The sequence below is a fragment of the Variovorax nitratireducens genome (assembly GCF_051216545.1).
GTDB lineage: Bacteria > Pseudomonadota > Gammaproteobacteria > Burkholderiales > Burkholderiaceae_C > Variovorax.
Map to the genome: position 1 here is coordinate 1 of NZ_JBPJZO010000012.1, position 26,848 is coordinate 26,848.

Here is a 26,848-nt window from a genome sequence, read left to right on the forward strand (position 1 = left end):
CTTCTTCCTCTTGCCAGCTTGCTCGGCATCCGCAAAACTGATCTGGCTCATCGCTCGTGCTCCTTTGCAGGTTCAGTCCTTCATGCAAGAAACGTGCTCTTGATCAGATGTTCCCTAACACCAACGCTCGCCATGCGCGACGCGCTGCGCGCCGACTATGTCGCTATGGTGGGAATGATCTTCGGCGATGTGCCACCACTCGATACCGTGCTTGCAAGCATCGAAGAGTTCGAACGTCGGGTGAACGAGTGAGCTTGTCCCCTCTTGGCTCGCCAAAATGTCGAAGGTGTAAATAGGGATGGAGAAAAAAAAGGCGGGCCGCGAAGGCCCGTTTTTCTTAGAGATTGGCGTAGTGGACTGGCCTCGAGCCCGCGACCCCCGGCGTGACAGGGGCGAGGGTCGAAGTATCCGGATTTGACATGACAAAGCCAATGCTCTCATCTGTTGTCGTTCGCACAAGAGAAGTTGTATCTACTAATGCATGCTGCCGCCCAATGAGCGAGTACAACTTCGTGGGTCCGATCGATGCTCCCCTTTGCAAGAGAAGTTGTATATCGGTGATCGTTTCAAGAGAAGTTGTAGCCTTATCGATGTCATTGATCTGAAACGAAGTGGCTCTAAGTTGTCGATGCCGTCGATCGGCGCACAACCCTGGGGGCCGCAATGTCGAAAGCGCCACGCATCGCTCTGCTCTTTGGTGCCGGTGAGACTGCATCGCACGACGATCCTCGACTGCCGTTCAACTGGCCTGCAGTGGACTGCGATGCGCTAGCGCCCGAGCGACGCGACCTCTTTCTTCGACGCAAGCGCGGGGTCGAGCTGTACCTGTCGGGGTCGACCAATGCCGAGATCGTGGCGGAATGCGGATTCGGCCGATGCCAGATCTACCGGCTGATCAGGGAGCGCTGCCTCCAGCAGCACGAAGACGGGCAACTCAACGGATGGCGTGGTGCACTGCCTCACTTGCGCCTCAAACCTTGGTCGCGGACAACGGCTCCGAAGTCCGGTGTGGAAGGGGAAGGCACGTCGGGCGCGCTGATGTGGCTCTTCGCATCGCCTGGGGGTGTCGCGCTCGAGCAGCGCTTGCGCCGTCGCATCCTGAGCCGGCCTGCGGCACTCGAGTCCTCGCGTCGTCGGCGGCTGGAATTGTTCAACTGGTTCATTCGCGAACTGCGCACCGCAGGCTACGAATCCCGCGGCGAGTGGCCCTTCAACGTCGACCGGCTGGGCTACGTCACGATTGCAGCCTTCATTGACAAGGTCCTCGCTGAGAATCCCCAACGCCATCGCGCGCTGCAGGGTGGCAAGGATGCGCAGCGCAAGGCGCGGGCTGGCGATGGCGTCGACCGCCCTCACCTCGGCCCCTTCGAGCGCGTCGAGTGCGATGCGCACAAGCTCGATGCGCGCATGGTGATCATGGTCCCCTCGCCGCACGGTGGCGCCGAGCCGCGCACCATCCATCGCCTGTGGGTGGTCGTGCTGATCGATGTCGCGCCGTGCTGGGCTATCACCTGAGCCTGCACCGGGAATGCACTGCGGAAGACGTCCTGAAGGCCGTCAGGAACGCACTCAGTCAATGGAGGCGCCGCGAGCTGCGGTTCAGCGGTAGTGCCTACGCGGCGGAAGCCGGATTCCCCTCGTCACGCCACGAGCGCTACGTGGGTGCCTGCTGGGACCAGTTCAGTGTGGACGGGGCCATGGCGAACACCTGCGAGCGGGTGGCGCGTCAGCTGGAGAACGTGGTGGGCGCGGCAATCATCAAGCCTCAGGACAGCAGTACGTACGCCAGCCGCCGAAGCAAGGACGATCGTCCCTTCATCGAATCGTTCTTCCAGCAACTCAGCACCAGCGGGTTCCACCGTCTGTCCACGACAACCGGAAGCTCGCCGCGGCACAAGCGCGGTGAAGATCCCGACGCTGCCGCCCGCGACACCCAGTTCCAGCTCGAGTACGCCGAAGAGCTGCTGGACACACTCATTGCCAACTACAACGCAACGCCGCATTCGAGCCTTGGATACCGCAGCCCGCTGGCCCAGCTCGATTTGCTGTGCTCCCGCACTGCGCGGCCCTTGCGGTATGCGGAGGAGATCCAGGTCCGGGGGCTGGTGGGCCTGCGTCGACTGTGCACCGTCAAGGGCGGCATCGACAGCGGCCGGCGTCCGTACCTGCAGTTTGCCAATGCCCGCTACTCGGCCGAGTGGCTGTGCCTCAGGACGGATCTGCTCGGCAAGAATGTCTGGGTACAGATCGAAAACGAAGACGACGCCCGCCTGGCCATCGTCTCCACGGTTCAGGGGCTGATCCTCGGGTCGGTGCGCGCCGCCCCGCCCTGGCACCGCACGCCCCACACGCTCTTCATGCGCACCGCGATCCGCGCATTGCATCGTCGACGCCTGATCCACCTGAGCAGCGCCTGCGATGCGGTCGAGGAGCTGATCCGCTTTAGCGAGTCACAACCGGGGAGCAAGCTGCCGCCGCACCCCGCATACCTGGAAGCGCGCCGCGTGCTGCAGCAACACGTCGAGCAGCTGGAAGAGACAGCGCAGCCGCGGCTGCAGCCACCAGCGCGCACGTTGCAGCAACCTGATGAGCCCGCGGCGGATGCTGCCGAAGCGCCGCCGTCGCCGCCGTCGCCGCCGTCGAAGCTGCCAGCTATGCAGATGGCGAAGGTGTGGTGATGCACACCGATGCTGCGGCCGCCCTGGTATCGCGTCATCTGCCGCGCGACCACCCGCTCGTCACGCGTGACTACTCCCTCTTCACGCCGGCGATCGGACAGATGGCCGAACAGATGGGGGGCTGGCTGGACGATCAGGTCGACGGGGCCACGATCTACGGTCCCTCGCGCTACGGCAAATCGAGTGCGGTGGACCACTGGCTGCAGTCGCTGCGGATGCACCGCCACAAGGGTTTCGTTCCGATGGTGGTCTGGAGCCACGCCGACTCTGGTGGTGCCCAGTCGGTCGGGCGGTTCTACGCGCAGCTGCTGCTGGCCAGCCGGCATCCGCTGGCGACGGCCACGCGCAGCCCGTTTGCGCGCCAGCACATGCTGATCGAGCGCTGGGCCGAGCTCGCCCATCAGGGCGGTGGCCGGTTCATCGTCCTCGTCATCGATGAGGCCCAGGGCACGACGCAGCGCGAGTGGCTCTGGCTGGTCCAGTTGCACAGCCTGCTCGAGAAGGAGCGGCTGCGACTGTGTGTCTTCTCGATCGCCTCACTGCAGTTCTTCGATGAGCCGATGGCGATGGCGCAGACCGGCGGTGCCCATGTCGCTGCCCGCTTCATGTTGACGGCACAGCCGTTCCACGGCGTGCGCGATGTCGAGGAACTCGCCTTCGTGCTGGCCGGATACGACCAAGGCACGGAGTGGCCAGCGGGCTCCGGCGTGTCGTTCACCGCCGGCATCGCCCCGCAGCCCTGGGCCGATGGCTTCCGGATGGCGAATCTGGCGCCAGCGCTGATGCAAGCGTTGCGCGACGATCTGCCCGAGCGCTACGCCGGACCGGTCGAATTCCCCATGAAAACCGTCGTCCAGGCTGCGCGACACGTCCTGCTGCGGGTGGCCGCGGGCGCGCTGCCCGACGATGTCATGTCGGCCAGATCACTGGCATCGATCGTGGCCGCTTCCGGGCACCGTGCACTGATGGCCATCGTCACTGCCCTTGGCGCGCGCAGCCAGCGTGCGAGGCCGGCATGAGCGTCGTGAGCGCCAGGTGCGGCAACCACTCGCGCCTGACCTGGCACCGTGGCAGCGTCCTGCCGTTTGCCTCCCTCTGGCTGACGTTGCAACGCGTGGCTGCACTGAACGGCCCGGGCTTCTGGGGCGTACCCGATGCAGCCACCAGCGCGTCCACCAATGCGTCCACCAATGCATCTACCGTACGCCCGGTCGTAGCGCGCGGTGCCGTGCATGCCCTGGTCAACGAACGCCCGAGCGGTCGCGGGCCAGGGGTTGCGATCGAGGATCTGGCCCTCTGGCTCGGAGAACACCCGCAGGTGTTCAGGGGGTCCCATCTGGGCCACCTGCCCTCGAGTCTGCGCTGCCTTGTGCATCCGTCCGTCCGGCTGTGCCCAGCCTGCCTTGCAGGCGGGTACCACACCGCGCTCTTCTCCCTGGTGCCGATGCGTCATTGCCCAATCCACCGGTGCGAGCTGCTCGACAGTTGCCTTGGTGGCCACCCCATCGACGATCGGATCGACGGCCAGGTCCTGGCCCGCCACGGGCAGTGCAGCTGCGGCAAAGCCTCGTTCTTCACGCGCCAGACGTGCCGCCGCCCCGGCCTGGACCCTGCACTGACCGTCCGCCTGCGACCTGTGGCCGACTGGCTGGACCGGATCGTGCAGCTCACGCGGCCCATGGCGAAGGGCGAGGCCGCCGCGGCCAGTGATCAACGCTTCCTGACAGGCCTCATGCAATGGTGCAGCGCGCTGGGCGTGGGCTATCCGGAGTGCTTCGATCCACCGCCACAGAGCACGCGCGCATCCGTCATCGAAGTCAGTGCGCCAATCCGGGGACAGGAGCGCATGAGCGATGTGGAACTGCGGTGCGCCGAGCATGCCCTGGCGAGCGCGCTCGCCAGGCACTTGCGTCGACACGTGGCGCCCGGTGCGCGCCGCGCGGGCATGGCGCTATTGAGCGATCCCGACCCACGGCGCATGGCGCAGGCGATGCAGACGAATCCGACGTCCGCGGCGGCGTTTGCGATGCTGGTGTTTGCCGGCCTCGCCGAGCGCGCCACCGCGCGACGCTGGCCGCACAGCCTGTCGACGGCGCAGGCGCTCTGGGTCAGGGAGCATCCGGACGGCTATCGCCGGTCCACCCAGTTCGTCAGGCAGCCTGGCGGCAACGCGTGGCTGGCATCCCACGCGGCTCGCATGTCGATCGCCTGGGCCTGGCGGCAGGCTCAGCTGTCAACGCTCAGCGCCTTGCGCAGCGGTGTTGCCGACTGGCGCCACGTCGATGACGGGCCCCGGACTGAATGGGTTGCGCTGACTTCAGCCGATGGTCAACGTGTGGTGAGCAGCCCGCAGATCGCCGCAATGGACTGGACGGCGAGGCGCCCGGACAAGGGAGCGCGACGTCAGGCCGCCGCGGTGGCGCAAGCACAGCGGCATGCGCAGGCGTTGCGAACCTGCCGGGGTCCGGTGCTCGAGTGGCGCGAAGACTGGCAGGTGGTCGCAGGCGATGAAGCGCTGCCCGGGCGGCTGGTCCGGCGTCGTTTGCTCGGGGTGCAGGGGCGGCCGTGGTTCTGGCTCTACCGGGGGGCGAACGACTTCGTTGCGCGCGCGTGCGCCCTCCCCGTCCAGGCCGTCGGCGAGACGCCCAAGGCCGCCATCGACGCACTGCGGGTGACGCTGAGCCAATACCTTCGTCGGTTCCCTACCCCGGACGCGAGCGAACCGGAAGCGGCCGTCGAGCGCCTCACGGTCGTGGAGGGGCCGTTCGAGCGCTACGCGGCGCACCACTGGGTGGACCGCTACGGCTTCTGGCGGTCGGCGGGAAAGATTCACGAATGGATCGCAGCCCGGCAAACGGCCTGGAATGGGCCGCCGGCAAGCCCGGCAGGGCCTCAGGAGGTGGCGAACCGCCATATAGATACAACTTCTCTTGAAACTTAATAACAACTTCTCTTGCACGAACGGCGGAGCTCGTCCGGCTACTGGTGTCAGGTGGATAGTGCTATTTCGATAATCTTTCTTATCACGACGGCCATATGGAGACGCTAAACTGCATTTGTGAAAAGTGCCTCACCTCGCAAGCACAGTCCAGAAGGCTTCCCGAAGTCCGCCGCCCTCGCCTGCCTGCGTGCTTGGCATTCGGGGCTGAGCACCCGCGATGCGGTGAATCAGTACGTCGGAGCTTCAAAGGCGGCGGGACAGTCCTCGAGGGCCATCGTCACGGGCATCCGGAAGGAACTGGCCCAGTTCGCGCGAACGCGCCAGCGCGCCGACCTGGCGCGCCTCTTCGAGCTGCCGGTGGCCGAACGGGTGAAGCACGCCCGCAAGGTCGCCGATGCGGTCGAAACGTTGTCTTCACTGCCCCTTCCCTTCCCTGCTGTCACGGACGACATTGATGACTGGCTGCAGCCGCGGTCAGTGCGAGCGTTGCGGGCGCACGGGATCAAAACCTTGGCCGATCTCACAGTGCGCGTGCCGCGCCGCCGCCGCTGGTGGGCGGGTGTGCCGGGCCTCGGCGCCTCCGGTGCCCGGCAGATCGAAGCGTTCTTCGATGCTCACCCCGAGCTCACCGCGCGGGCTCGAACGCTGGTGCGCCTGGACACGCGGGGTGACGTGGTGCCGCTGGAGCAGTTCCTGGTGCCGGCGGAAGTCGACGGCTCGCGCGGCACCTTCCGCGGGCCGGTCGAAACCTGCACCCTGGCAGCGCGCAACGACTACGAGGCGGTCAACGCCTGGCTGTCGATGCACGAGTCGGCGGCCACCCAGCGGGCCTACCGCAAGGAAGCCGAACGCCTGATCCTCTGGGCGGTGCTCGAGCGCGGGCGGGCGCTGTCGTCGCTCACGGCAGAGGATGCGGTCGCCTATCGGGCGTTCCTGCGGCGGCCCTCGCCCCGATCGCGTTGGGTAGGGCCGGCACGGCCAAGGACAGCCAGCGACTGGCGGCCGTTCGCGGGGGATCTGGCGGCCCGGTCGGTCGCCTATGCGCTCTCGGTGGCGGGCGCGCTCTTCCGCTGGCTGATCCAGCAGCGCTACACGCTGGCCAACCCGTTTGCGGGGCTCAAGGTGCGCGGCGCGGATCGCTCGCAGGAGCAGGCGGTGATGCGGGTTTTTAGCGAAGGGGAATGGGCGATCGTGCAGTCGGTGGCCGAAGGGCTCGAATGGGGCGGCGGCTGGGAGGCCCGGGCGGCGCAGCGGCTGCGCTTCGTGCTGGACTTTGCTTATGCCACCGGACTGCGCGTCAGCGAGCTCGTGGGGGGCACGCTGGGCCAGATCGAGGTCGACGGGCATGGGGACACCTGGCTGCACCTGAGCGGCAAGGGTGGCAAGGCCGCCAAGGTCGCCCTCCCCTCCATGGCGCGCGGCGCACTGGATCGCTATCTGATGCAGCGGCAGTTGCCGGTGACGCCCTCAAGGTGGGAACCGGCAACGGCGCTGATCGGGAGCATCGAGGGGGATGAAGCCAGCATGGGCAGCAAGTCAGGGATCAGTGCAACGCGACTGTGGCATGTGATGAAGCGATTCTTCGCGCAGGTCGCCAAGGTCATCGAGAACGAAAATCCGGCGACCGCGGACAAGCTCAAGAAAGCCAGTCCGCACTGGATGCGCCATACGCATGCCACCCACGCGCTGGCGCGCGGGGCCGAGCTCACGACCGTGAGGGACAACCTCAGACATGCTTCGATTCAAACGACTTCGATCTACCTGCATGGGGACGAGGTGAAAAGGGCTCGGCAGATGGAGGGGGCTTTTGGACAACAGCAGCCCTAACGCGGCCTCAGCGCGAACAGAGGTCACGGTCTTGCGCCCGCAGACTCAGAGATTGTTGAGAGAATTCAGAAAGCTATCTCGCTCCATAATTGTTTTGTGGCAAATGCAACGTTGCCACGACTAGCTATTGGCAATGAAAACTGCGCTACTTCTCTCCGGCGGTATGGACTCACTCAGCATCGCATGGTGGAAGCGCCCTGATGTCGCAATCACAGTGGACTACGGGCAGCTGCCCGCACTCGCGGAGATGTCCGCGGCCGCAGCGGTTTGCTCTCAGTTGCGAATCGAGCACCACATCGTCGAGATCGACTGCAGACGGCTGGGTTCGGGCGACATGGCAGGCTCCAGCGCCAGCGCGCACGCCCCGGCTTCTGACTGGTGGCCCTATCGCAACCAGATGCTGATCACATTTGCAGTGATGAAAGCCATTTCGCTGGACGTCCAGAAACTGATGATCGGAACGGTGAAGTCCGATGGCGTGCATCTCGACGGCACGCCGGTGTTCGTTCAAGCCATCAGCGCGCTGGTGGCCTTGCAAGAAGGTCACATGGTCGTGGAAGCACCGGCCATCGCTTTTTCGACGGAAGAACTCATAGCGGCAGCCGAGGTGCCCCGCGAGTTGCTGGCCTGGGCGCATAGCTGTCACAAGGCCAATGTCCCGTGTGGCACCTGCCGAGGCTGCAACAAGTACTTCGGCGTTCTGAAGGCCATTGATGCTGACCTGGCCTGATCTCGGAGCGCCGGCGCCGAGGACGCACCCAGAGCCGTATTCGCCGTTGGTATGGCCGTTGGGCAATCGCACATTGCTGGACCACGCCGCATCTCAGCGGTCGTGCCACGCCGAACTCGGCAAGTTGCTCCGCACGAGGCGCACCGAACGGCAGCTTGACGCGATTTCAGACGCCGATCTCGGCGCATGGCTGGACCTGTGCTGCCGATCGGAGCTGGTGCAAGGCTCGATCTACGGCTTCGATCTGCGTTGGAAGCCGACGCCTTCGGCCGGCGCCATCCATCCCATCCACCTTGTTCTTGCGACGCCAGGGGAGGCCAGTTGGCGTCGCTACGACGACGTTGGGCATGGACTCGTCGATGTTCCGAGTGCACTCGACGCGCGCGACGTCCATCGGCTTATGCAGGATGTTCTTCCGGCCCCCCATGCCACAGTAGTCCTGCTTGCTGCCGAAGTTGGCAAGACTGCGGCCAAGTACGATCACCCGGCCAGCTTGGTCTGGCGCGATGCCGGCGCATTGCTGGCGGTTATGGGTTTGGCCGCGCACGCCTTATCGCTGGGCTTTTGCCCGCTGGGTGTCACGGGTGAGCCTTGGGTGGGACGTTTACTTGATCAGCAAGGATTGTTCGGTGTTGGCGCCGCGTTCGTGGGCACGCGGGCTGCGGCGTCGGACTGATTTCTGGGCGCCCGTCGCGACCCCTCGCTTGTCGGCCAGCAGCCGGTCCACGGACTTGGGCGACAGTTTCATCTCGAGCCAGATCACCGAGTCGAGCTCGGACGGCTTAACCTGCAAGCGCTCGCTGAACTCGAGGAACCGAGCTTCCAGATGCAGATAGTGGCGCTCCACAGTAAAGGAGGGATCGAAGAACCCCGCCAGCTCGCCGGCGCGGAGTATGTGTATATCGAGGATAGCCACGTCGTCGGCATCCATCCGGTTTCGCGCGATCCAGGATGCCGTCTTCAATCCGACACCAGGCAATCGTGTCAACCAGTCGCGCAGGGCTCTCCCGGATTCTGTGGGCGCACGCTCCTGGGCAAGCAGTTTCAAAGCCTGTCCCAGGTAGCGCGACTTCTGCGATGCGAATCGGTATCGCACCTTGCGATCGCCTAGATCGAGTGGCGTCGAAAGCAGTTCGTGGATCTCGGCTTCGCCCGCCGCCGCTCGCAAGGCACCACTCTCGCGCAAGCGGCGAAAGGCTGCCAACCCCACCTCGGCGGGTATGCCGTGGCCGCCGAGCAGGCAGGCCGCGACCTCTTCGACCAAGTTGCCGCCGAGCCTGTGGGCAATGGTCGAGCCCGTGATGCGACGTGCGAGCACCTGGTAGGCCCAGTAGGCCGGCGTGGGGAAGGCCTCGACGGCGCCCCAGCGTACCCCAGGCATCACTTCCGCGTCCGCGGGCGGCAACTCCACCTGGACGTTCAGGTGGCCAGTACAAATGCCGGCAAGCTGGTTCATGGCTGCGACCATTCCTGCGCGTACCTGTCGCGGATCAGCGCCACCAAATGGCTTCGCTCGAGTGGTGCCATGCTGTCCAGCCGCTCCAGCCAACGCCCGTTGCGACGCTTGATCGACTGTCGCTCTCTGAAACTGATTCCGAGGTGCGCGCCGTCATGAAGGTGCGTCGGGGGCGGGTAGTTGAGCCAGAGGCACTCCTGGCGCACGTCGGCCTGCGTGCGTGCCGAGAACGTTACCGTCCGCCAACTCGCCAACTCCTGCGCGTATATCGCGCTCTCGTAGCCAGAGATCATTACCATGCAGGGCAACGTCTTGAGCACGCCGAGCAGCCGTTGGTGGTCGACATCCTCGAAGTCGTGCCGATACACGCGAGCCTGGCGCCTCCCGCTCTTGACGTAGGGCGGGTCGCAGTACACCAGTTCGCCGCCCCTAAAGGGATAGTTCTGCAGGTAAGTCGTCGCGTCGGCCTGGACAAGCCGGCACAGTTGCGGCCATTCAGCATGCCAGCGCTGGATGACGTCTTCGTCAAGGTCGAGGCCAATGTTCAAGGCTGCGCGTTTCTTGTGGCGCATCACCGCTCCCCCGCCCAGGTGGGATTCGATGTAGGTCGTGTGGGCAGGCATCAGGTTGATGATCTGCTGGTAACACTTGCCCTTGCCGCCGGGATAACGCATGGCGTCGATCATCGTCAGAAATGACGATGATGGCAAGTCCCAACTGCGCCCTAAACGCCCAAATTTGGATGCTGGGGAAGGGAGCCGCCCTTCCGAAGACTCGAGGAGCGCGGCACTGCTGCGCGGGACTTCACTGCCAGCCTGCTCAGGCCCGGCAACGCTCATCAGTCACCCAGGGAGACGGCGATCCACAGCGCACGGTAGATGGCGCTGACATAGTCGCTGCAAAGGATGCACCCGGAGCCCGCCATCATTTTCAGGTCCTCCTCGCCCTCGTTCTCACAATAGATGACCACCGGCGTGCCGCGCGCCAAGGCATAGCCGATCTCCACCAGCGTTCCGGCGTCAAGGCCGTCCGCGACCGCAAAGACCAGGTCCACCTCACGCAGGGCGGCCAAGTCAGCCTGCACCACCTGGCCGGCTGAACCGACGCCCACGTCGTGATACGGCGAGAAGACTTCAAGTCCGAAATGTTGCAGTTGCGCGCGCGTCTGCTCGACCAGCCACAGTTGGGCGAGCGTGAAAAATGGCGCAGCCAGGTAGACCTTGGGGACGCGGCCGGCCAGAAAGGTTGCGGACGGCAGCACCGGCGCAGCGTCCAGGGTTTGCAGCGTCTGCACAGTGGGAAAGCCGCCCGTGAGGCAGTAGCTCGCGGTTGCCCGGGAGGCGGCTTCGGCACTGGCTTGAGCGCCATGCCCCCGTACAGCCCAGTTCAGCGCAAAGTGCGCGCTAAAAAGGTCTCCGGAGCCGAGCTTCCAGACGTTCTGGGTGTGCAGCGCCGACACATGGCTGTTAAAACCAGCGTCGGAAACCACGGCGCCCAGCGGCCCACGCTTTACTACGACCACGTCCGCGCGGTTGAGCGCACGAACGGCCTCCACCAGCACTTCAATGGGCGCATCATGCAACCCGGTCATCGACTGGGCTTCGTTCTCATTGAGCACGACCGCCAGGCGACTGGCCCGGGAACCATTGGCCTGGAAAGGCACGGGCGCCGTCGAGCTCTGGGGATCGTACACCACGTTGCCCCCCTCCACGACGCCCTCGCCTTCCATCATCCCGAAGCGCAGCACATTGGGTGCCTGCACCAGGATCGGTGGCTGCGCTGGCGTCGCTTGCTCGATCTGGGGGCGATCCAGCGCATGGACATAGACGAAGCGCGTCGTGGTGGCAGCAGGCGAGACATGCAACCGCGTCCCCTCCAGTTCGCATCGTGCCGCCAGCGCCTGCTGAATCCGGTCATCCGCATAGCAGTGCAGCGCCACGCGGACTTGGTCGTCGAACGCGGCGATGGCCGAGCAGGCCCGCCCGGCCGATCCATACACCTCGTACCAATCCGGACGAAGACAGCGCTCTTCGTAAACGCCACCTATGATGGCAAGCGACTGAAAATCGCTCATCAGGTGTAATTCGATGCGACCGACACCTGGAGCCGCACGAGCGCGCCGTTCTTGGCCACGACTCGCGCGCGGTAGGACGTTCCGCCTTCGATACATGCGCGCAGCCGATAGACCAGTGGAGACGCCAGACCGCCAACAAGGTCGCCGTTGTGAAGCACGACCACTGCGCCGCCCATGAGGGCCACATCTAAGATCTGGCCCGGATAGAGGCCACTGACCATGTGCGGACGTGGCGACGCAAGCATGGTGTTTATCACCAGCTTTTCACAGCTGACCTCGGGGCCAGATGCGCCCCCTCCAGAACCACTCGAACCCGACATGCACTCTCCACATTCATTGTTAGGGCGCCTCAGTGCCTGTCACGGCAAGTCGGCCATCTAGGCGTCAACGTCCGTCGATGCTCACGTCCCCCATTGCTTTCCAGGCGCCGCCAGCATACGCTAGGCTACACTGGAATGGCACCCTGGTGCTGCATCGCAGGCCCCACATATGACCTCGAAGATCCATGAGTCGAATACTGACCGCTGAAGAGTTTGTTACGCTCATCTTGGCCCAGATCAAGTTGAAGGCTGACCGTGACTTTGTGCTCGACGCGAGTCTGATCGACCAGCGTTTCGAGGATGCCCATGACTGGTTGCGCAATCGCGAAGAGGCCCTCGGCATCGTTTCGAATTTCACCTTTCGACGCGATCCGCTGTACGGTGTCACGGCGACATTCCGGGATGCGCTACTGTCCCTGCGTGAGCGTCGATTGATTCAGCCCGACGCCTCCAGGCGCGCCTATCGCCTGAGCCTGTCGCAAGCCCTGGCTGAGGACTACCTTGCCCACGGGGTGCTGCCCCCTGCGGTGCTCGAGGAGCTTGTGAACATGACTTTTCCGGAAGTTCTCGCGACCGCACTCGTCTGAGCTTGTGGCTTTGCTGTCGCTTGAGCTGCTCAAAGAGGTCGCGGACACGCTGGCGGATCAGCATCTGAGCCAGTACATCGAGGACCTCGATGCGGGCGCAGCGCGCCGGCTGAAACGCAAGGACATTAATGACGCCTTATGGGGGACGGTTTCGCTGTCGCCGGCGGAGGTCGCCGTGCTGGATTCGCCGCTTTTGCAACGTCTGCGTTTTCTGCGGCAGATGGGCGTGGCGCATTGGGTCTATCCGGGCGCCGTGCATACGCGCTTCGAGCATGCCATCGGGGCGCTTCATCAGACACAGCGACTGGTGGAGTCGCTCAATGCACAGGTGGTACGTCACGACTCTGCACCGCTGGTGACAACGCAAGATGCGCAGCTACTGCGGCTGAGCTCACTGTTCTCACATGTCGGTTGCCTCGCTTTTTCCGACAGCGTGGTGCTCGAACTCAAGGCCCATCCAGACTTGGCCATGGTGACGAAGGACTTTGCGACAGACAGTGATCTCCAAGAGTTGGGGGCCGAACCTTCTCTCTGCCAGCTTCTGGCGCACTACATTATTCAGTCGCCGGCGGTCCGAGCGCTCTTGCAAATCTTGGTCAAGAGTGGCCTGTTGCCGATGGAGAAAGGGAACGACGAGGAGAGGGTTGAGATTGCGATCCGGTTCATGGCACTGGCCGTGATAGGCCGACGGGTCGACGAGCTGCGGCCACAGCTGCAAGAACTCGTGAATGGTCCATTCGACGCGTCCACACTTGACACGCTGGTGCGTGACGCAAAGTTCTCGGGAATTCCGTCGGTGCTGGACAGCAGTCGGCTGATGCAGAAGTTGACAGGTAAGGCGCTCCGCCTGGATGCCCTGCCTGACTGGATGAATCAGGGTCTGTTCTTCGCCGTTGATCCGCAGGCCCCGCCACCGACCATGTGGCTTTTCGGGGTGCCGTCGAATGCGACTCCCATCCTGAACGAGCTGCAACTCGCTCAGGTGCTGGTGACGACCAAGATTCACAGGCACCCCAAGGTGTTGGCTACCGAACAGATGCTTCGCTCGGTCGTGCATACCTTCGGTGAACTCAGTACGGCGAAGGAGCTTTTGACGCTGCTGTACTCTACGTCGGAGGACGTATTGCTCAGCCTGAGCGCAGGCGCTTTTGAAACGGCGCTGCATCGCGCCTCCACTTCGCCGCTGACCGACGACGAGCGGGTTCGCATTAGTCTGGCCGTTGACACCTTGGCCGCGCTTCGAGAACGCCGAATTTGGGTTCGCGCACTTCAGCTGTCCGACGCTGTGATCGAAGCCGACCTATCGGACTCGGTGGGCCTACACCGGTTCTACAGCGAGCTGAGGCATGTGCAGCGCGGTCCCGATCTTCTTGCCCAGGTCTGTGACGAGGTCGCCGTGATCCGGCGGGCCGCCGGTCAACCGGCAATGTCTAGGGAGGAACTGGCCGCGCGGGTCAACTTGCGAAGCTTGTTCTCTATCTCTGCTGAGCCGCGGATTGGCAGGGCCGTCATTCTTCCACCCAGCAAGCTTCCCTACATGCTGCGCGAGACTTGGGTCGGTGCAGACAACTGGGTCGATCAGTATCTGCGTGGGCAGCCTACGGTCTACGTGTTCGCGACACACGAACTCGCTGACACGGTTTACGTAGCCATTGAACGGCTTGCAGATCGCTTGTTTGGCGCCAGGTTGCCGCAAGGCACGCTTGAGGCTTCCAAAAGATCGAAGGATCGAATCCTCGAGTTGAAGGAGGCGCTGCGCTCAAGCGGATCCTGGACAGGGCATTCGTGGTCAATCCGGCCGCGCGCCCAGATCTGGCATTCACCGCAACTGGACAAGCGCATTGCGCAGGTCGCGCTCAAACTCAGCAAGGTCGAAACGATCCCGGTGTCAGGCAACAATGAAGAACTGCCGAGCGCGATCCGCCGCTGGCTGGAGCAGTTCGAGAGCAGCAATGACATCGAGTGCGCGCTGACCCTGCTCGAGCGCTTCGAGGTCGTCGATCGTGCCAAATCAACGCGGGCCTTCGATGAACTTTTCCTGGCTCATCCCGAGTTCCGCGGCGCCTATGCCGTGTCCTTTGGCGAGCCAAAGGACGGGGCTGTTATTCAGGGCTACTTCGCCGACGAGCATGCGCACGTGGTCAAAGTCGTTACCCTCGATCAGTGGTCCCGCGAGACTGACGAGCGGCCTCTGATCTTTGTCGATGACTGCTGTGGCTCAGGCAGCCAGGTGTGTGACGTTCTGGCCGCCTGGCTGGAGCGTCCCGACTTGCGCGAGCCTCTGGCAGAAGCGCGCGATGCGCAGACCAAGGACGTGCAGGAGCGATTGCGCAGGACGAAGATCGCCTTCTTGTTCATCGCCGCCTGGGATGCTGGAGTAAAAAAGATCCGCGAGCGGCTGGTCGACCTGGGCCTAGATGCGGTGGTGTTTTCCTATCTTGGGGAACAGAGCATTCCCTTTGTGGAGGACGTGCTCAAGACCGAACGCGCCAAGGCATTGAACGTTACCGCGTTCGTCGACAGATGCCATGTCATCGGCAGAGAGATTCTTAAAAGCAAGGGAGTGGAGCCGAAGAAAGTCGAATCGCGCAAGTTCGGTTACGGCAACAAAGGCATGCTCTTGTCGACGCTGGTCAACGTTCCGACTCAAACGGTCACCCTAATTTGGGAGCGCGGGATCGTCGACGGTGTGCCGTGGGAGCCGCTGTTACCGCGTCGAAAGAAACGGTAGCTGGCCCTGCCAGTCAGCTGAACGCGTAGGACGGGTCCCGTACTTTTATGCTGTCGTTGATGATTTGTGACGAGGGGCTAAGCCCGCGTCGCTTGCGTGGTGGCGATCGCATGGAGCGAGCCAGACCGAACGGTCGAAAGCAACGGGGCGAAACGCCCTCCGATCGCAGCGGTCAAACACTCTGATCGCCCGGCTCTGGATGACTGCATTGGCCGATTGAAGTCTTCCGTGCCGACTGCCTTACGCGCATTGCGCTCGCCTATTCCTGGATTAAGTCACGGCCGCGGTGTAACAGTAGTTTACATTCCATCAGAACGCTTCATGCTCTCGATCGGAGAGCGAGGAAGCATAACCAGGTCTCAGCATTGGTCGCAGCAAAAGCTGTGCAGGTAGCACCGACCAGCTGGCGAAGCCCATGGCACGGGCTCTGTCTTGCTCGCCCGCAGCCACCAGACCGAGCCATGACAGATTCAAAAAACTCAAACCAGACAACGCCTCAAAAACCCGCCGGAGTCGCGCCGATTCCCACGGTGCGGCTTGAAGCGACCACGGTAGAAAAGCTCAATCTCGCGGACTTCCAGAACGCTGTACCGATGCTCAAATCGCTGTGCATCGCGAATGACGTGGATACCGCGCTCCGCGAGGTCGATCTCTGGATTGAGGCGACGCCTGCCTTCCTGAAGCCGAAGGTTTGGCGCGTCGAGACCGTGGGTGCTGGTGACCTCTGCACGCTAAAAGACCTCGACGTACAGCTGGACGGGCCGTTCTTGACGCGCTTGACCGAGGCAGAACAGGCGACCGTGATCTTCACGCTCAGGCCGCGAGGAGACCAGATCACGTCCATTGCGAGGCTGGATTGCGTGGTTGAGTTGCTACCGCGGAATCAGTGGGGCGGCCTGTCCCACATGCCTGACCTCGTGGCGGCCTTTGTCCAGCCGAACGATCCCGCTGTCGATCGCCTGCTCAAGCAGGCAGCCGAAGTACTCCGCAAGAATGGAAAGAACCCTGCGCTAGATGGCTACGCTAGCGGCAACAAGGGCGCCTGGGAGCTGGCTTCGGGCATCTGGAGCGCCATTGCATCGCTGGGCCTGGACTACGCCCTCCCGCCCGCCAGTTTTGAGCACCGCGGTCAGAAGGTGCGCGGCGCCGGGCAGGTCACGGAAGCAGGTTTGGCGACCTGCCTTGATCTGGCATTGATGTTTTGTTCCGCCCTGGAACAGGCCGGTCTCAACCCCCTGCTGGTGTTCACCAAGGGGCATGCGTTTGCCGGCGTCTGGCTCAAGCCTGATCAGTTCAGCACAGCCGTCGTGGACGATGTCACCGCTCTGCGGAAGCGGATCCGACTGAAGGAGCTGGTGGTTTTCGAGACCACCATCATCACGCAGCGGCCCGCTCCCAGTTTTACTTACGCGACGCAGCGTGGTGCCGAGCAGATCAGCGAGGCGGTTGAGGAGACGTTTGAGCTCGCCATCGACATCCGGCGAGCGCGCATGCAGCGCATCAAGCCCCTGGCGAGCGCGGAGACGATCGCGTCAGCGCCTATCTCCGAACCTGCGCCGGTCACCGAACCCATCTTTGATGAGGGTCCCGATCTACCGGACGAGGGCGAGACAGGTGAGCCCGATCCAGCCACACTGAACCCGAAGGATAGGCTCGCACGGTGGCAACGCAAGCTGCTGGACTTGTCCCTGCGGAACAACCTCCTGAATTTCAAGGGCGGCAAGAAGGCGCTCAGGCTTGAGGCGCCGGACGCGAGTCTGCTAGAGGACGTGCTGGCCGAAGGCCAGATCCTCAAGGTGTTGTCTCGCCCGGACCTGATGGATGGTGCCGATCCGCGCAGCCAGGCAATCTATGAGAGCCGAGAGCGCGAAGACATTCGGCGCGGCCATGCGCTCGACGCCCTCAAACGCAAGGAGGTCTTCGTCGGCGTCGCGAAGGATGAACTCGAAGCGCGACTTGTCGATCTGTTCCGTACGTCGCGAACGACGATGCAGGAAGGCGGCGCCAACACGCTCTATCTTGCACTTGGCTTCCTGTCCTGGACGCGCGACGACCGCGCGGGTCAGAAATATCGCGCCCCTCTGATCCTGGTCCCCATCACGCTCGGACGCAAGAGCGCCCGCTCGGGCTTCACCCTGGAGATGCACGACGACGAGCCACGCTTCAATCCGACGCTCATCGAAATGCTGCGGCAGGACTTCCATCTGAACCTGGGCATCGCGGACGGCGAGTTGCCCAAGGACGAGCGGGGACTGGACGTGCAGGCCGTCTGGAAAGCCGTGTCGAACGCGATCAAGGACATCAAAGGCTGGGAGGTCTCCGAAGAAGTCGTCCTGTCCATGTTCTCCTTCGCCAAGTATTTGATGTGGAAGGATCTGACCGAGCGGACGGACCAGCTGCGGCAGAACGCCGTGGTGCGTCATCTGATCGATTCGCCCCGAGACAACTATCCGTCTGGCGTCGCCTTCCCCCCTCCTCGCGAGCTGGACCGTGAATTCGGCCCGGAGCAAACATTCTGTCCGCTGCCAGCCGACTCTTCGCAGCTGTCTGCTGTGATGGCCGCCGTCCGGGGAAAGGATTTCGTGCTGATCGGCCCGCCAGGCACCGGCAAAAGCCAGACAATTTCCAATCTGATCGCGCAGTGCCTGGCCGAGGGAAAGCGCGTTCTCTTCGTGTCCGAGAAGATTGCTGCGCTGGACGTTGTATTCCGTCGCCTGCGCGAGGTGAAGCTGGGCGAGTTCTGCCTGGAACTGCACTCGAGCAAGGCGCGCAAGCTGGACGTTCTTGCCCAGCTCAAGACCTCTTGGGAGGCCAAAGGCGATGTCGATCCGGACGTCTGGCGCGCGGAAGCACAACGCCTCAAGTCGCTCCGCGACGAACTGAATGGCTACGTTGAGCGGCTGCACCATCGGTTTCCGAACGGGATGACGATCTACGAGGCGATCGGCCGCGTCGTCGATGGCGACGCAATACCGCAGCTGGGTTTGTCGTGGGACGTTGCACACGCGCACGATGCGGCGGCGATGGAGGCCCTGCGCAATGTTGTGGAGCGCCTCGATGTCAACGCGAAGGCGATCGGCTACGAGGACCTCCTTGTCAATCCGTTGGCCAATGTGGGCCACAGCGAATGGTCGCCCAAGTTGCAGCAGGCGATGGTGGACGCCGCGCGCGGCGTTTTGCCGGCAGCGCAGGGCCTCGCTTCCGCATACGAATGCTTCTCCAGCGCCTGTGGCTTTCCGCCCCTCTCGGTGACTCGCCGCGTTCGTGGCGCAATGGGAGTGTTGGCCCGTGCCCTTCCCACGGCCACCGGTCACGACTGGCGCTTTGCGGCACGCGCGGACGCCCGCGCCATAGCAGATCGGCTTCGCAGTGGAACGGAGCACCTTGCGCGTCATCGTGAGCTCTCAGCGTCCCTGTCTCCCGCTTGGCCGCCTTCGATTGCGGCATCTTGCCGGCGGGGAATGCTCCTGATCGAGCAGCGGCAAGCTCTCCATGCGAGCCTCGGGCAACCATGGTCCGAAGACATCGCGCGGGAACTGCAGGATGGTCTCCAGTTGCTGGAGAACGTCTCCAAGGTGACCGCCCAGCTGTCCGTCGTATACGGAGAGCAGATCGAACAGATCAATGTTTCGCAGCTGCAACGGGAACTGGCCAAGGCCGAGAGGGCCGTGTGGCCGCTCTCGTTTCTGGGCAAGCGCAAGGTGAAGCAGACGCTCGAAGCCTCGATCACTGGCGAAGGAGAACCGAACGTCGCTGGAGACTTGCGCCTATGGATTCAGATCCGCGCGCTGCGAGCGCAGGTGGAGGCGGTTCAGATCGGCACAGCGGTCGACGGAGTGTGGGCGGGCCTGAAAACCCGGCCCGAGTTTGCTCACGCCTCGCTCAGCTTTCAGACTGCGCTGGCGTCCGCAAAGCGGGGCCAGGAATGGCTCGATATTGGCCTGGAGCCTGTGGCAAACGGCCGCTGTGGCGAGCGGCTTGCCAACGAGCTGAAGAAGTTGCGCGATCTTCGTTCGCTTGATTCGGAAATTGCATCGTTGGAAGGCCTCTCGGCAGCGACAGATGGACTTTGGGCGGGTGCCGCTACAAGAACCGATGCGCTGGAAGCGGCACTGCATTTCGCTGCCGTGCTTGAGAAGGTTCGCAGTGCCGGCGCACTGGAAGAGCAGCACGAACTGGTGGCAGCTGGAGCCTGCGGGAACACCATGGCTGCTGACCTTCAGGTCTGCCGCCAACGTGCGAAGGTAGAAGCAGGCCTTGAAGGTTTGAGCGGTCTTCGAGCGTCGACACATCGGCTTTGGAACGGCCTGGACACTAAGGTCGACGATGTTGAAAAGGCGTTGAAGTTTCATGCCTCGCTGAGCGCGGCGATCACCAACCTGGCAGCAACGCCAGAAGATCTGGCTGCGATCATCGGGCCGCTGGAACGACTGCTGGGTGACAACAACGCCCTGCTCGAACCGTCTGGCGCTCTCGTCGCCGCAGCGAAGAGCTATCTCCCCGCATGGCTTGGACTTCAGCCGAAGATCGACAACCTCAGTACCGCATGTGCGTTCTCTGAACTGTCCAAGACCCATTTCGGCGACATTGCGCTCAGCGAGCTCATCGAACGGTGTGACGCCATCGTTCGATCCGAACCGCGCCTCAACGCCTGGTGTGCGTGGCGCAAGGTTCGAGGACAGGCGATCCTGCTCGGCCTATCGGGTGTCGTCGCGGGTGTCGAGAACGGCGCCGTTGGCGCTGGACAAGTGCTCAAAGCGTTCGAGACCAATTACAGCAGGTGGTGGTTGAACATTGTGGTGGACAGCGAGCCGCTGATCCGGACGTTCGTTGCGGCGGAGCATGAGAAGCGCATCGGCGATTTCCGGGCGCTGGAGACCCGCTATACGGGCCTGACGCGGGCGTGGATCCGCGCCAGGCTGTGCGCCGATCTGCCACAACAGGAATCGGTGACACGCAGCTCTGAATGGGGATTGCTTCGTCACGAGATGACCAAGAAGACCAAGCATCTGCCGCTCCGCACGCTGATGTCCAGCCTGCCCACGGCGCTGACCAAGCTGACACCCTGCCTGCTGATGAGCCCGCTCTCGATCGCTCAATACCTGAGCGCGGACGCCAACGCTTTTGACGTCGTCGTCTTCGACGAGGCTTCGCAGATTCCGGTGTGGGACGCCGTAGGCGCGATCGCGCGGGGCAAACAGGTCGTGATGGTCGGCGACCCTAAGCAATTGCCACCCACGAGCTTCTTCGACCGTGCCGAGTCGTCAAACGACGAAGAGGATGTCGAGGGCGACCTCGAAAGCATCCTCGATGAATGCATGGGTGCGAACTTGCCTACGATGAACCTGTCCTGGCACTACCGCAGTCGCCACGAAAGCCTGATCGCGTTCTCGAACCACCGTTACTACGGTGGATCGCTGGTCACCTTCCCTTCTCCAGTCACAGTCGACCGTGCCGTGAGCTTCCATCACGTAGCCGGCGTTTATGAGAAGGGTGGCGCGCGCATCAACAAGCCCGAGGCTCACGCGGTGGTCGCAGACGTCGTCCGAAAACTGAAGGAGCCAGGGTTTCGCGAATCAGGGCTCACGATCGGGGTAGTGACCTTCAACTCCGAACAGCAGACCCTCATTGAGGACTTGCTGGATGAGGAGCGTCGGAAGGATCCTTCGCTCGAGCATCACTTCGCGGAGTCGGCCCTGGAGCCGCTGTTCGTCAAGAACCTGGAAAGTGTGCAGGGCGACGAGCGGGATATCATGTACTTCTCGATCACCTACGGTCCGGATCTCACTGGAGCGGTGTCGATGAACTTCGGTCCCATGAACCGCGAGGGTGGCGAACGCCGCCTAAACGTTGCCATCACACGTGCCCGTGAGGAGCTGAGGGTGTTTTCCAGCATGAAGCCCGAGCAAATGGACCTCGCACGAACGCAGGCGCGTGGTGTCAAGGATCTCAAGCACTTCCTTGAGTTCGCGGAGCGCGGCACCAAGGCTCTCGCCGAGGTGAATAACGGTAGCTTGGGCGGATTCGAGAGTCCCTTTGAAGAGGCAGTAGCGGCAGCGTTGTCCAGCAAGGGCTGGGAACTGCATACGCAGATCGGCGCGTCGTCGTTTCGCATCGATCTTGCGGTTGTGCATCCGGACGCCAGGGGCACTTACCTGACCGGCGTGGAGTGCGATGGGGCGACCTATCATCGCTCCGCGACGGCCCGCGATCGCGACATGCTGCGCGAGCAAGTGTTGCGCGGACTCGGTTGGGAGGTGGTTCGAATCTGGTCAACCGACTGGTGGGTGGATCGTGCGGGTACGCTGGAGCGCATCGACCAGCAACTGAAAGAACTGCTTGCGCGCAGCCGCGCGAAGCGGGCGGAGAAGGCTGAGAGAGAGTCCGCCGCGCTGGCTGCCAAAGAGGCCATCGAAAAGGCACGTGTGGCGCTTCCAACTGCGGAAGCTTTAAGTGAGATCAACAGCCTTACGACCCGTGCCGGCGAAACGACCGAGGCGGCATCCGACGAGCCTCGCCCTACTCTGGTAGTCCAACCCGAGCTTGAGGTCTACGCGCGCAATGGCGCCATTACCGAGGCGGGAGCGCCATCTGCAACCTACGTGGAATCGGATCCAGCAGTCGCGGTCGATGAGGTTCTGCCCGATCGGTTCTTCGAGGCCGCATATGACGCATCGCTCGCCAAAATGATTGCGCATGTCGTTGCGCGCGAGGGCCCTTTGCTGGACTCCGTGATTGCACGTCGGATCGCTCGCGTCCATGGCTGGCAGCGAACCGGCGCACGAATTCATGAGCGGGTGGTTTCACTTGCGGCCAAAGCGTTCGAGGGGACGCAGGACGAAGCGGGCGTCTTTTATTGGCCAGGCCTTGCCGGCGCAGAGGAACACGCCGCATTCAGACGCGCGTCGGTCGACGCTCGGCCTGTAGACGAGATCTGCATCCAGGAGCTTACAAGTCTGGCGCGAAAAGTTCTTGCTTCGACCGCAGGCGAAGCGGCAGTCACTGCCATGGGCGAAGAACTCGGACTTGGACGCATTCGTGCGGCTTCGAGAGCCCGCCTACTTTCGGCACTATCTCTAGCTGCTCAGTAAAACGAGCGCTCATTAATGTTCGAGCTTCAACCGAACGTACCTAAAAACCAAGAGGAAACCAGTTTTGCACGAAATCATCTGCCCGCACTGCACCAAGGCCTTTAAGATCGACGAGGCCGGCTACGCAGACATCCTGAAGCAGGTTCGTGACACCGAGTTTGAGAAGCAGCTGTGCGATCGGCTGGAACTGGCCGAGCGGGATAAGAAAAACGCCGTTGAGCTCGCCACAGCAAAGGCCGCCGGCGAACTGCAGAAGACCGCTTCCGCCAAAGACTCGGAGATTCAGGAGTTAAAAGCCAAGCTTGAAGGCGGCGATGTCGCGCGAAAGCTGGCCGTCAGCGAGGCTCTCGGCACCGTTGAAAAGCAGCGCGACTCGCTCGCGAACGAACTCGAGCAGGCTAAGCACGACAAAAAGTCGGCGTCAGAACTGGCCGAGGCGAGGCTCCTGATTGAACTCCAGAAGCAAGCCGCTGATAAAGATGCGGAGATTCAGCGGGTGAAGGCTCAACTGGAGGTCATTGAGGTTGCGCAGAAGCTCGCGATCACCGAGGCAGTGAATGCCGTCGAGAGGGAGCGCGACGACTTGAAGAGCGGCATTGAGCGAGTGGAACTGGAGAAGCAACTATCCGAGAACTCGCTCAAGGACAAATACGAGACGCAGATCAAGGATCGCGACGATGCGATCGAGCGTCTTCGGGACCTGAAGGCCCGTCTGTCCACGAAGATGGTGGGCGAGACGCTCGAGCAACACTGCGAGACCGAATTCAACCGCATCCGCGCTATGGCGTTTCCGCGGGCCTACTTTGAGAAGGACAACGACGCGCGTACGGGCAGCAAGGGCGACTACGTCTTCAGGGACACCGACGAGGCCGGTATCGAGATTGTCTCGATCATGTTCGAGATGAAGAACGAGAGCGATCAAACCGCGACGAAGAACAAGAATGAGGATTTCCTGAAGGAGCTTGACAAGGATCGCACCGAGAAAGGGTGTGAGTATGCGGTGCTGGTCTCCCTGCTCGAACCCGACAGCGAGCTCCATAACACCGGGATCGTCGACGTGTTCCATCGCTATCCCAAGATGTATATCGTCCGACCGCAGTTCTTTTTGCCGATCATCACGCTGCTGCGCAACGCGGCGATGAATGCCCTCAAGTACAAGGCAGAACTCGCGCTAGTCAAGGCGCAGAACATCGACATCACGAAGTTTGAATCTGAGCTCGACCTGTTCAAGACTGCATTCGCGAGGAACTACGACCTCGCCTCTAGTCATTTTCAGAAGGCCATCGCAGAGATCGACAAATCGATTGACCACCTGCAGAAGACCAAGGATGCCCTGCTTGGGACAGACCGGAACCTCCGGCTGGCGAACGACAAGGCACAGGACGTAACGATCAAGAAGCTGACCCGCGGCAACCCGACGATGGCGAACAAGTTCGCCGAACTCAAAACTCAAAGTGCTACCACCGACTGAGCCTAAACCAAGCAATCCCGGAAGCACGCGCATGGCAAACAACTGGAAGATCCCTGCTGACCTGGAGCATATGGGTCGTGAACGCGACCAAACCGGCGTTTACTGCCGAACGGACATGCTAGCCGCGGTGCCACGTGGTCAATCGCTGAAGCGCGTGGCCTCATGCGAGCACATCGTCAATGATCTCGCGCTCGTCACGCCGGAGAACATTGTTCTTGCCTGCATGTCCTGCAACGCGAGCAAAGGCCAGAAGCTGCTTGCCGCTTGGCTGCAAATCCAGCTACTGCAGAATGCGCGGCATCGATGCCAGCACTGTTGCCGACATCGTAAAGGCAGCGCTTGCGCCCGCTCCAGACGCCGCCGCCTCGAAAGCGTCCCGCGTTGTAGTCAGTCCGCTGACTTTCTGAGCAGACGGGACGCATCTCCATGCCCAAAATCTTGAAGGTCGTAGCGATCGTCGGTGCTTTTGCCGCACTGCTCGCAGGAGGGCTGCTCTTCAGCTCACGCGAGGAAAAGGTTGTCCTGCTGGATCCCGCGCAGGTCGTGGTGTTGCGGACGCCTGGTGGCTACCTCGAAGTCGCGACGCTCGTGCGGAACGAAGAGTTCAGATGGCGCTCCTCGTACACATGCCTGGGTCGGCCCTGCCCGGAGATTTTCGGCCAGCGCATTGGGACGATCCGGGTCCCTGTCCACTACACCTACCGCATTCCGCTAGCGGATTCGTGGACCCTTGCGCCTGACGGCGATGTTTACGTGCTCAGCGTTCCGCCGCCCATCCCGCTGCTGCCGCCCGGCCTCGACACAGGCAAGGCCGATTTCATGACGGAGCGCGGCGGCATCCTGCCTCCCAGCGCATCCGGGAACCAGGCCAACCTTCTCAGAAACCTTGGGCCCGAACTCGCCGAGCGCGCCCAGCGCATCGAGTACATCAAGCAGCAGATACCTTCTGCCGAGAAGACAGTTAGGGAGTTTGCCGAACGTTGGATGGCTGAGCAGAAGAAGGGGCCTGTGAAGCCAATACGTGTCGAGTTCAGGATGACCGAGAGTAGCTAGTCGGCATGCATCAGGGCGTCAACGTTGTATCGTGGCCGATGAACTCATTAAATGATGGAGTTGAAGGACTGTCGCTACGTTTCCCGAGAAGCAATTCAGCGCCGATAGGAAAAGTCGATGGCGGGCGCGTAAGAAGCGTTGCGGCCATTTGCGTTCCGCGCGATCAGCGTCGCAGCAGCTCAGGTCATCTAATAGCGCGACCAATCTTGCCGACGTGATCAAAGCTGTAGACGTGCTCGCGCGCCGAGCGTCGGCATCGTCCGACGATACGGCCTGAAAATTCTTTCCCTCCGTCAAAAAGCTCGATACTTCCTCCGCATTCCAAACACGTGGAGGTGTAGCGCGCAAAGACCAGTTGCGCAGCCTGCTCACTCGTAGAGGATCGCAGCTCGAGCGTCACGTTGTCCTTCGAAAGCGGCGTCAGCAACGTCGGCGCCATCACTATCCGCAGCTCAAATAGTTCGCCGAAGAATCGGAAGATTCCGATCAGTCCAGCAGCCACGGCTGCGAAGACACCTATGGTTGCGAGATCAGCTGGGCTCAGGGGGCGCGTGAGACGAAGTCCGAAGTAAAGCAAGAGCCAAGCCGACGCGAGCACCACAACCAGCATCGCCATCAGCGTCAATGCAAACGACCACCTGGTAGCCGCAGTCCACGGCACGCTGCCCGCTCGTAGCGCGTTGCTCAACAAGGAACCAGGCGCAGCGACGCTCTCAGTTGTGTAGTAGATACCGCCAGCCGGCACCTGCGGTACTGGTGCACTGTCAATTTCTTCAGGGATCGGAGCTGGCAAGATCTTGTAATACGAAGGATTGCCTTGCTGCTTCTGGAGCCGAGGAATGAAGGCCAGCCCTTTCCGCCGAGCCTCCTGAACCATTCCTTCTTGCCACTGCGCTTCAGCCTGCAGCAAACGGGTCCAATGCGGACTGAGCCAGGCACTTGGCTCCTTTCCGGCCTCAGGCGCGACCCCCGCCTTCAGGTTTACGGCGGTGAATTCAGTCGACTTGCCGCCTTGTGCGCGCGCCATCGTTTGCGTTGCCAGCTCCCTTAGTACCTCGTAGGCCTTCTGGCGGAAGGCAAGCTGGGTGTTGTCCAGGTAAGCGAGTACTACCGCGGCGGCCTGCGCCTCCGGTGGATCGCAGGCATCCCGGGAGGTTTCTGGGAGGGTTTCGGACTGCAAGACTTGCATCATGGTCCCGAGCATAGAGGCTCCAACACCACCGGACCCTCATATGAACTCTCAATCCTTCAGGAACTCCCGGAAGCGGCGCGCGGCACGACAGATTCTTCGTCGTCGCAAGACAGTCGGCCCTCAGGGGTCACCCCACAAGCGGGCCATTGACCGACTGGCGATGGAACTCGGTGCACGCGAAGGGCTGATGGGCCTCTTTCACTCCGGAGTCGAATGGCGTGCCCTGATGTCTCTGGTAGATCCCAAGCGACTCGTCGTCGTGAGGCGAGAGAAGTCCTTGCCCGTTGGCGACCGACGGCTTGTCCCAGACCTCGTTGTCCGCTGCGGTCGGACTGACAAAGTCCTCCTGGTGGTCGAGGTCTGGCATACCCATGCCGTCACACCGCGCAAGAAGGCCGCCTTCCTGGCGGCCGGGTACCCGTGGATCGAAGTAAGGTCCTGGCACGTCATCTCGAGGACCCGCAAGAAGCCGCTGCCGATTCTGGACTGGGGCGGTGCCGGATTGCCCAACGGCCCAGAGCAGCTGGCTCTCTTCACTCATCCTCCGATCGCGAACTGCGGCACCTCGATGATTCATGCGGCGTCGCTTCCGACCAGGTCGAATCTGAGAAGCCCGTATCCAAGGGCATACTCGAGCCTTCAGGGGGTGTACACGAGCTGCCAGGCTTCTGCCGGCCAGCCGCCTGACCGCGCTACC

General features: G+C 62.6%; 18 protein-coding genes and 1 pseudogene. 13 read left to right on the top strand and 6 right to left on the bottom strand.

The window, feature by feature from the left end; translation table 11 throughout:
• The 8 genes and pseudogenes from ACSFA8_RS22385 to ACSFA8_RS22420 form a co-directional block, all read left to right on the top strand.
• A pseudogene (locus tag ACSFA8_RS22385) lies at positions 1 to 252 on the top strand (hypothetical protein); the annotation flags it as partial.
• Positions 253 to 663: 411 nt separating this feature from the next.
• Complete coding sequence (locus ACSFA8_RS22390) at positions 664 to 1,515, top strand: hypothetical protein (RefSeq protein WP_435481684.1); 852 nt, start codon at positions 664 to 666, stop codon at positions 1,513 to 1,515.
• Positions 1,497 to 2,678 carry a hypothetical protein gene (locus ACSFA8_RS22395; protein ID WP_435481685.1) on the top strand — a complete coding sequence of 394 codons (1,182 nt, stop codon included), beginning with the start codon at positions 1,497 to 1,499 and terminating at the stop codon, positions 2,676 to 2,678. Before ACSFA8_RS22390 ends, ACSFA8_RS22395 begins: the two co-directional genes overlap by 19 nt.
• Positions 2,678 to 3,697, top strand: a complete 1,020-nt coding sequence (locus tag ACSFA8_RS22400; RefSeq protein WP_435481686.1) for an AAA family ATPase — start codon at positions 2,678 to 2,680, stop codon at positions 3,695 to 3,697. Before ACSFA8_RS22395 ends, ACSFA8_RS22400 begins: the two co-directional genes overlap by 1 nt.
• Complete coding sequence (locus tag ACSFA8_RS22405) at positions 3,694 to 5,619, top strand: hypothetical protein (protein WP_435481687.1); 1,926 nt, start codon at positions 3,694 to 3,696, stop codon at positions 5,617 to 5,619. The genes ACSFA8_RS22400 and ACSFA8_RS22405 overlap by 4 nt, the downstream gene beginning before the upstream one ends.
• 117 nt (positions 5,620 to 5,736) lie before the next feature.
• A complete protein-coding gene (locus ACSFA8_RS22410; RefSeq protein WP_435481688.1) occupies positions 5,737 to 7,446 on the top strand; it encodes a phage integrase family protein in 1,710 nt (569 codons plus the stop codon).
• 133 nt (positions 7,447 to 7,579) lie between these two features.
• Positions 7,580 to 8,176, top strand: coding sequence for a 7-cyano-7-deazaguanine synthase (locus tag ACSFA8_RS22415; RefSeq protein ID WP_435481689.1), 597 nt, complete (start codon positions 7,580 to 7,582; stop codon positions 8,174 to 8,176).
• Positions 8,160 to 8,852 (top strand): nitroreductase family protein, encoded by a 693-nt coding sequence (locus tag ACSFA8_RS22420; protein ID WP_435481690.1) that lies wholly within the window; start codon positions 8,160 to 8,162, stop codon positions 8,850 to 8,852. The genes ACSFA8_RS22415 and ACSFA8_RS22420 overlap by 17 nt, the downstream gene beginning before the upstream one ends.
• Here the strand turns inward: ACSFA8_RS22420 and ACSFA8_RS22425 are convergent.
• From ACSFA8_RS22425 to ACSFA8_RS22440, 4 genes are all read right to left on the bottom strand, one after another.
• The gene (locus ACSFA8_RS22425) at positions 8,781 to 9,632 is read right to left on the bottom strand and encodes an 8-oxoguanine DNA glycosylase (RefSeq protein ID WP_435481691.1); all 852 of its coding nucleotides are present in this window, start codon (positions 9,630 to 9,632) and stop codon (positions 8,781 to 8,783) included. The genes ACSFA8_RS22420 and ACSFA8_RS22425 overlap by 72 nt on opposite strands.
• The gene (locus ACSFA8_RS22430; RefSeq protein WP_435481692.1) at positions 9,629 to 10,318 is read right to left on the bottom strand and encodes a DNA adenine methylase; all 690 of its coding nucleotides are present in this window, start codon (positions 10,316 to 10,318) and stop codon (positions 9,629 to 9,631) included. The genes ACSFA8_RS22425 and ACSFA8_RS22430 overlap by 4 nt, the downstream gene beginning before the upstream one ends.
• Before the next feature lie 152 nt (positions 10,319 to 10,470).
• Complete coding sequence (locus ACSFA8_RS22435) at positions 10,471 to 11,706, bottom strand: PfkB family carbohydrate kinase (protein ID WP_435481693.1); 1,236 nt, start codon at positions 11,704 to 11,706, stop codon at positions 10,471 to 10,473.
• A complete protein-coding gene (locus ACSFA8_RS22440) occupies positions 11,706 to 11,951 on the bottom strand; it encodes a hypothetical protein (RefSeq protein ID WP_435481694.1) in 246 nt (81 codons plus the stop codon). The genes ACSFA8_RS22435 and ACSFA8_RS22440 overlap by 1 nt, the downstream gene beginning before the upstream one ends.
• 260 nt (positions 11,952 to 12,211) lie before the next feature.
• Between ACSFA8_RS22440 and ACSFA8_RS22445 the strand changes: the two genes are divergently transcribed.
• From ACSFA8_RS22445 to ACSFA8_RS22465, 5 genes are all read left to right on the top strand, one after another.
• Entirely contained in the window at positions 12,212 to 12,613 is a 402-nt protein-coding gene (locus ACSFA8_RS22445; protein WP_435481695.1) for a hypothetical protein, read from the top strand.
• A gap of 10 nt (positions 12,614 to 12,623) precedes the next feature.
• Positions 12,624 to 15,344 (top strand): phosphoribosyltransferase-like protein, encoded by a 2,721-nt coding sequence (locus tag ACSFA8_RS22450; protein ID WP_435481696.1) that lies wholly within the window; start codon positions 12,624 to 12,626, stop codon positions 15,342 to 15,344.
• Positions 15,345 to 15,805: 461 nt separating this feature from the next.
• Complete coding sequence (locus tag ACSFA8_RS22455) at positions 15,806 to 22,435, top strand: DUF3320 domain-containing protein (RefSeq protein ID WP_435481697.1); 6,630 nt, start codon at positions 15,806 to 15,808, stop codon at positions 22,433 to 22,435.
• Positions 22,436 to 22,499: 64 nt separating this feature from the next.
• Positions 22,500 to 23,906 (top strand): DUF2130 domain-containing protein, encoded by a 1,407-nt coding sequence (locus ACSFA8_RS22460; RefSeq protein WP_435481698.1) that lies wholly within the window; start codon positions 22,500 to 22,502, stop codon positions 23,904 to 23,906.
• Positions 23,907 to 24,332: 426 nt separating this feature from the next.
• Complete coding sequence (locus ACSFA8_RS22465; RefSeq protein ID WP_435481699.1) at positions 24,333 to 24,959, top strand: hypothetical protein; 627 nt, start codon at positions 24,333 to 24,335, stop codon at positions 24,957 to 24,959.
• A 184-nt stretch (positions 24,960 to 25,143) separates the two neighbouring features.
• Here the strand turns inward: ACSFA8_RS22465 and ACSFA8_RS22470 are convergent, their stop codons facing one another.
• Both ACSFA8_RS22470 and ACSFA8_RS22475 read right to left on the bottom strand, forming a co-directional pair.
• A complete protein-coding gene (locus tag ACSFA8_RS22470; RefSeq protein ID WP_435481700.1) occupies positions 25,144 to 26,151 on the bottom strand; it encodes a hypothetical protein in 1,008 nt (335 codons plus the stop codon).
• Positions 26,152 to 26,278: 127 nt separating this feature from the next.
• Positions 26,279 to 26,518, bottom strand: a complete 240-nt coding sequence (locus ACSFA8_RS22475) for a hypothetical protein (protein WP_435481701.1) — start codon at positions 26,516 to 26,518, stop codon at positions 26,279 to 26,281.
• Positions 26,519 to 26,848 lie beyond the last annotated feature (330 nt).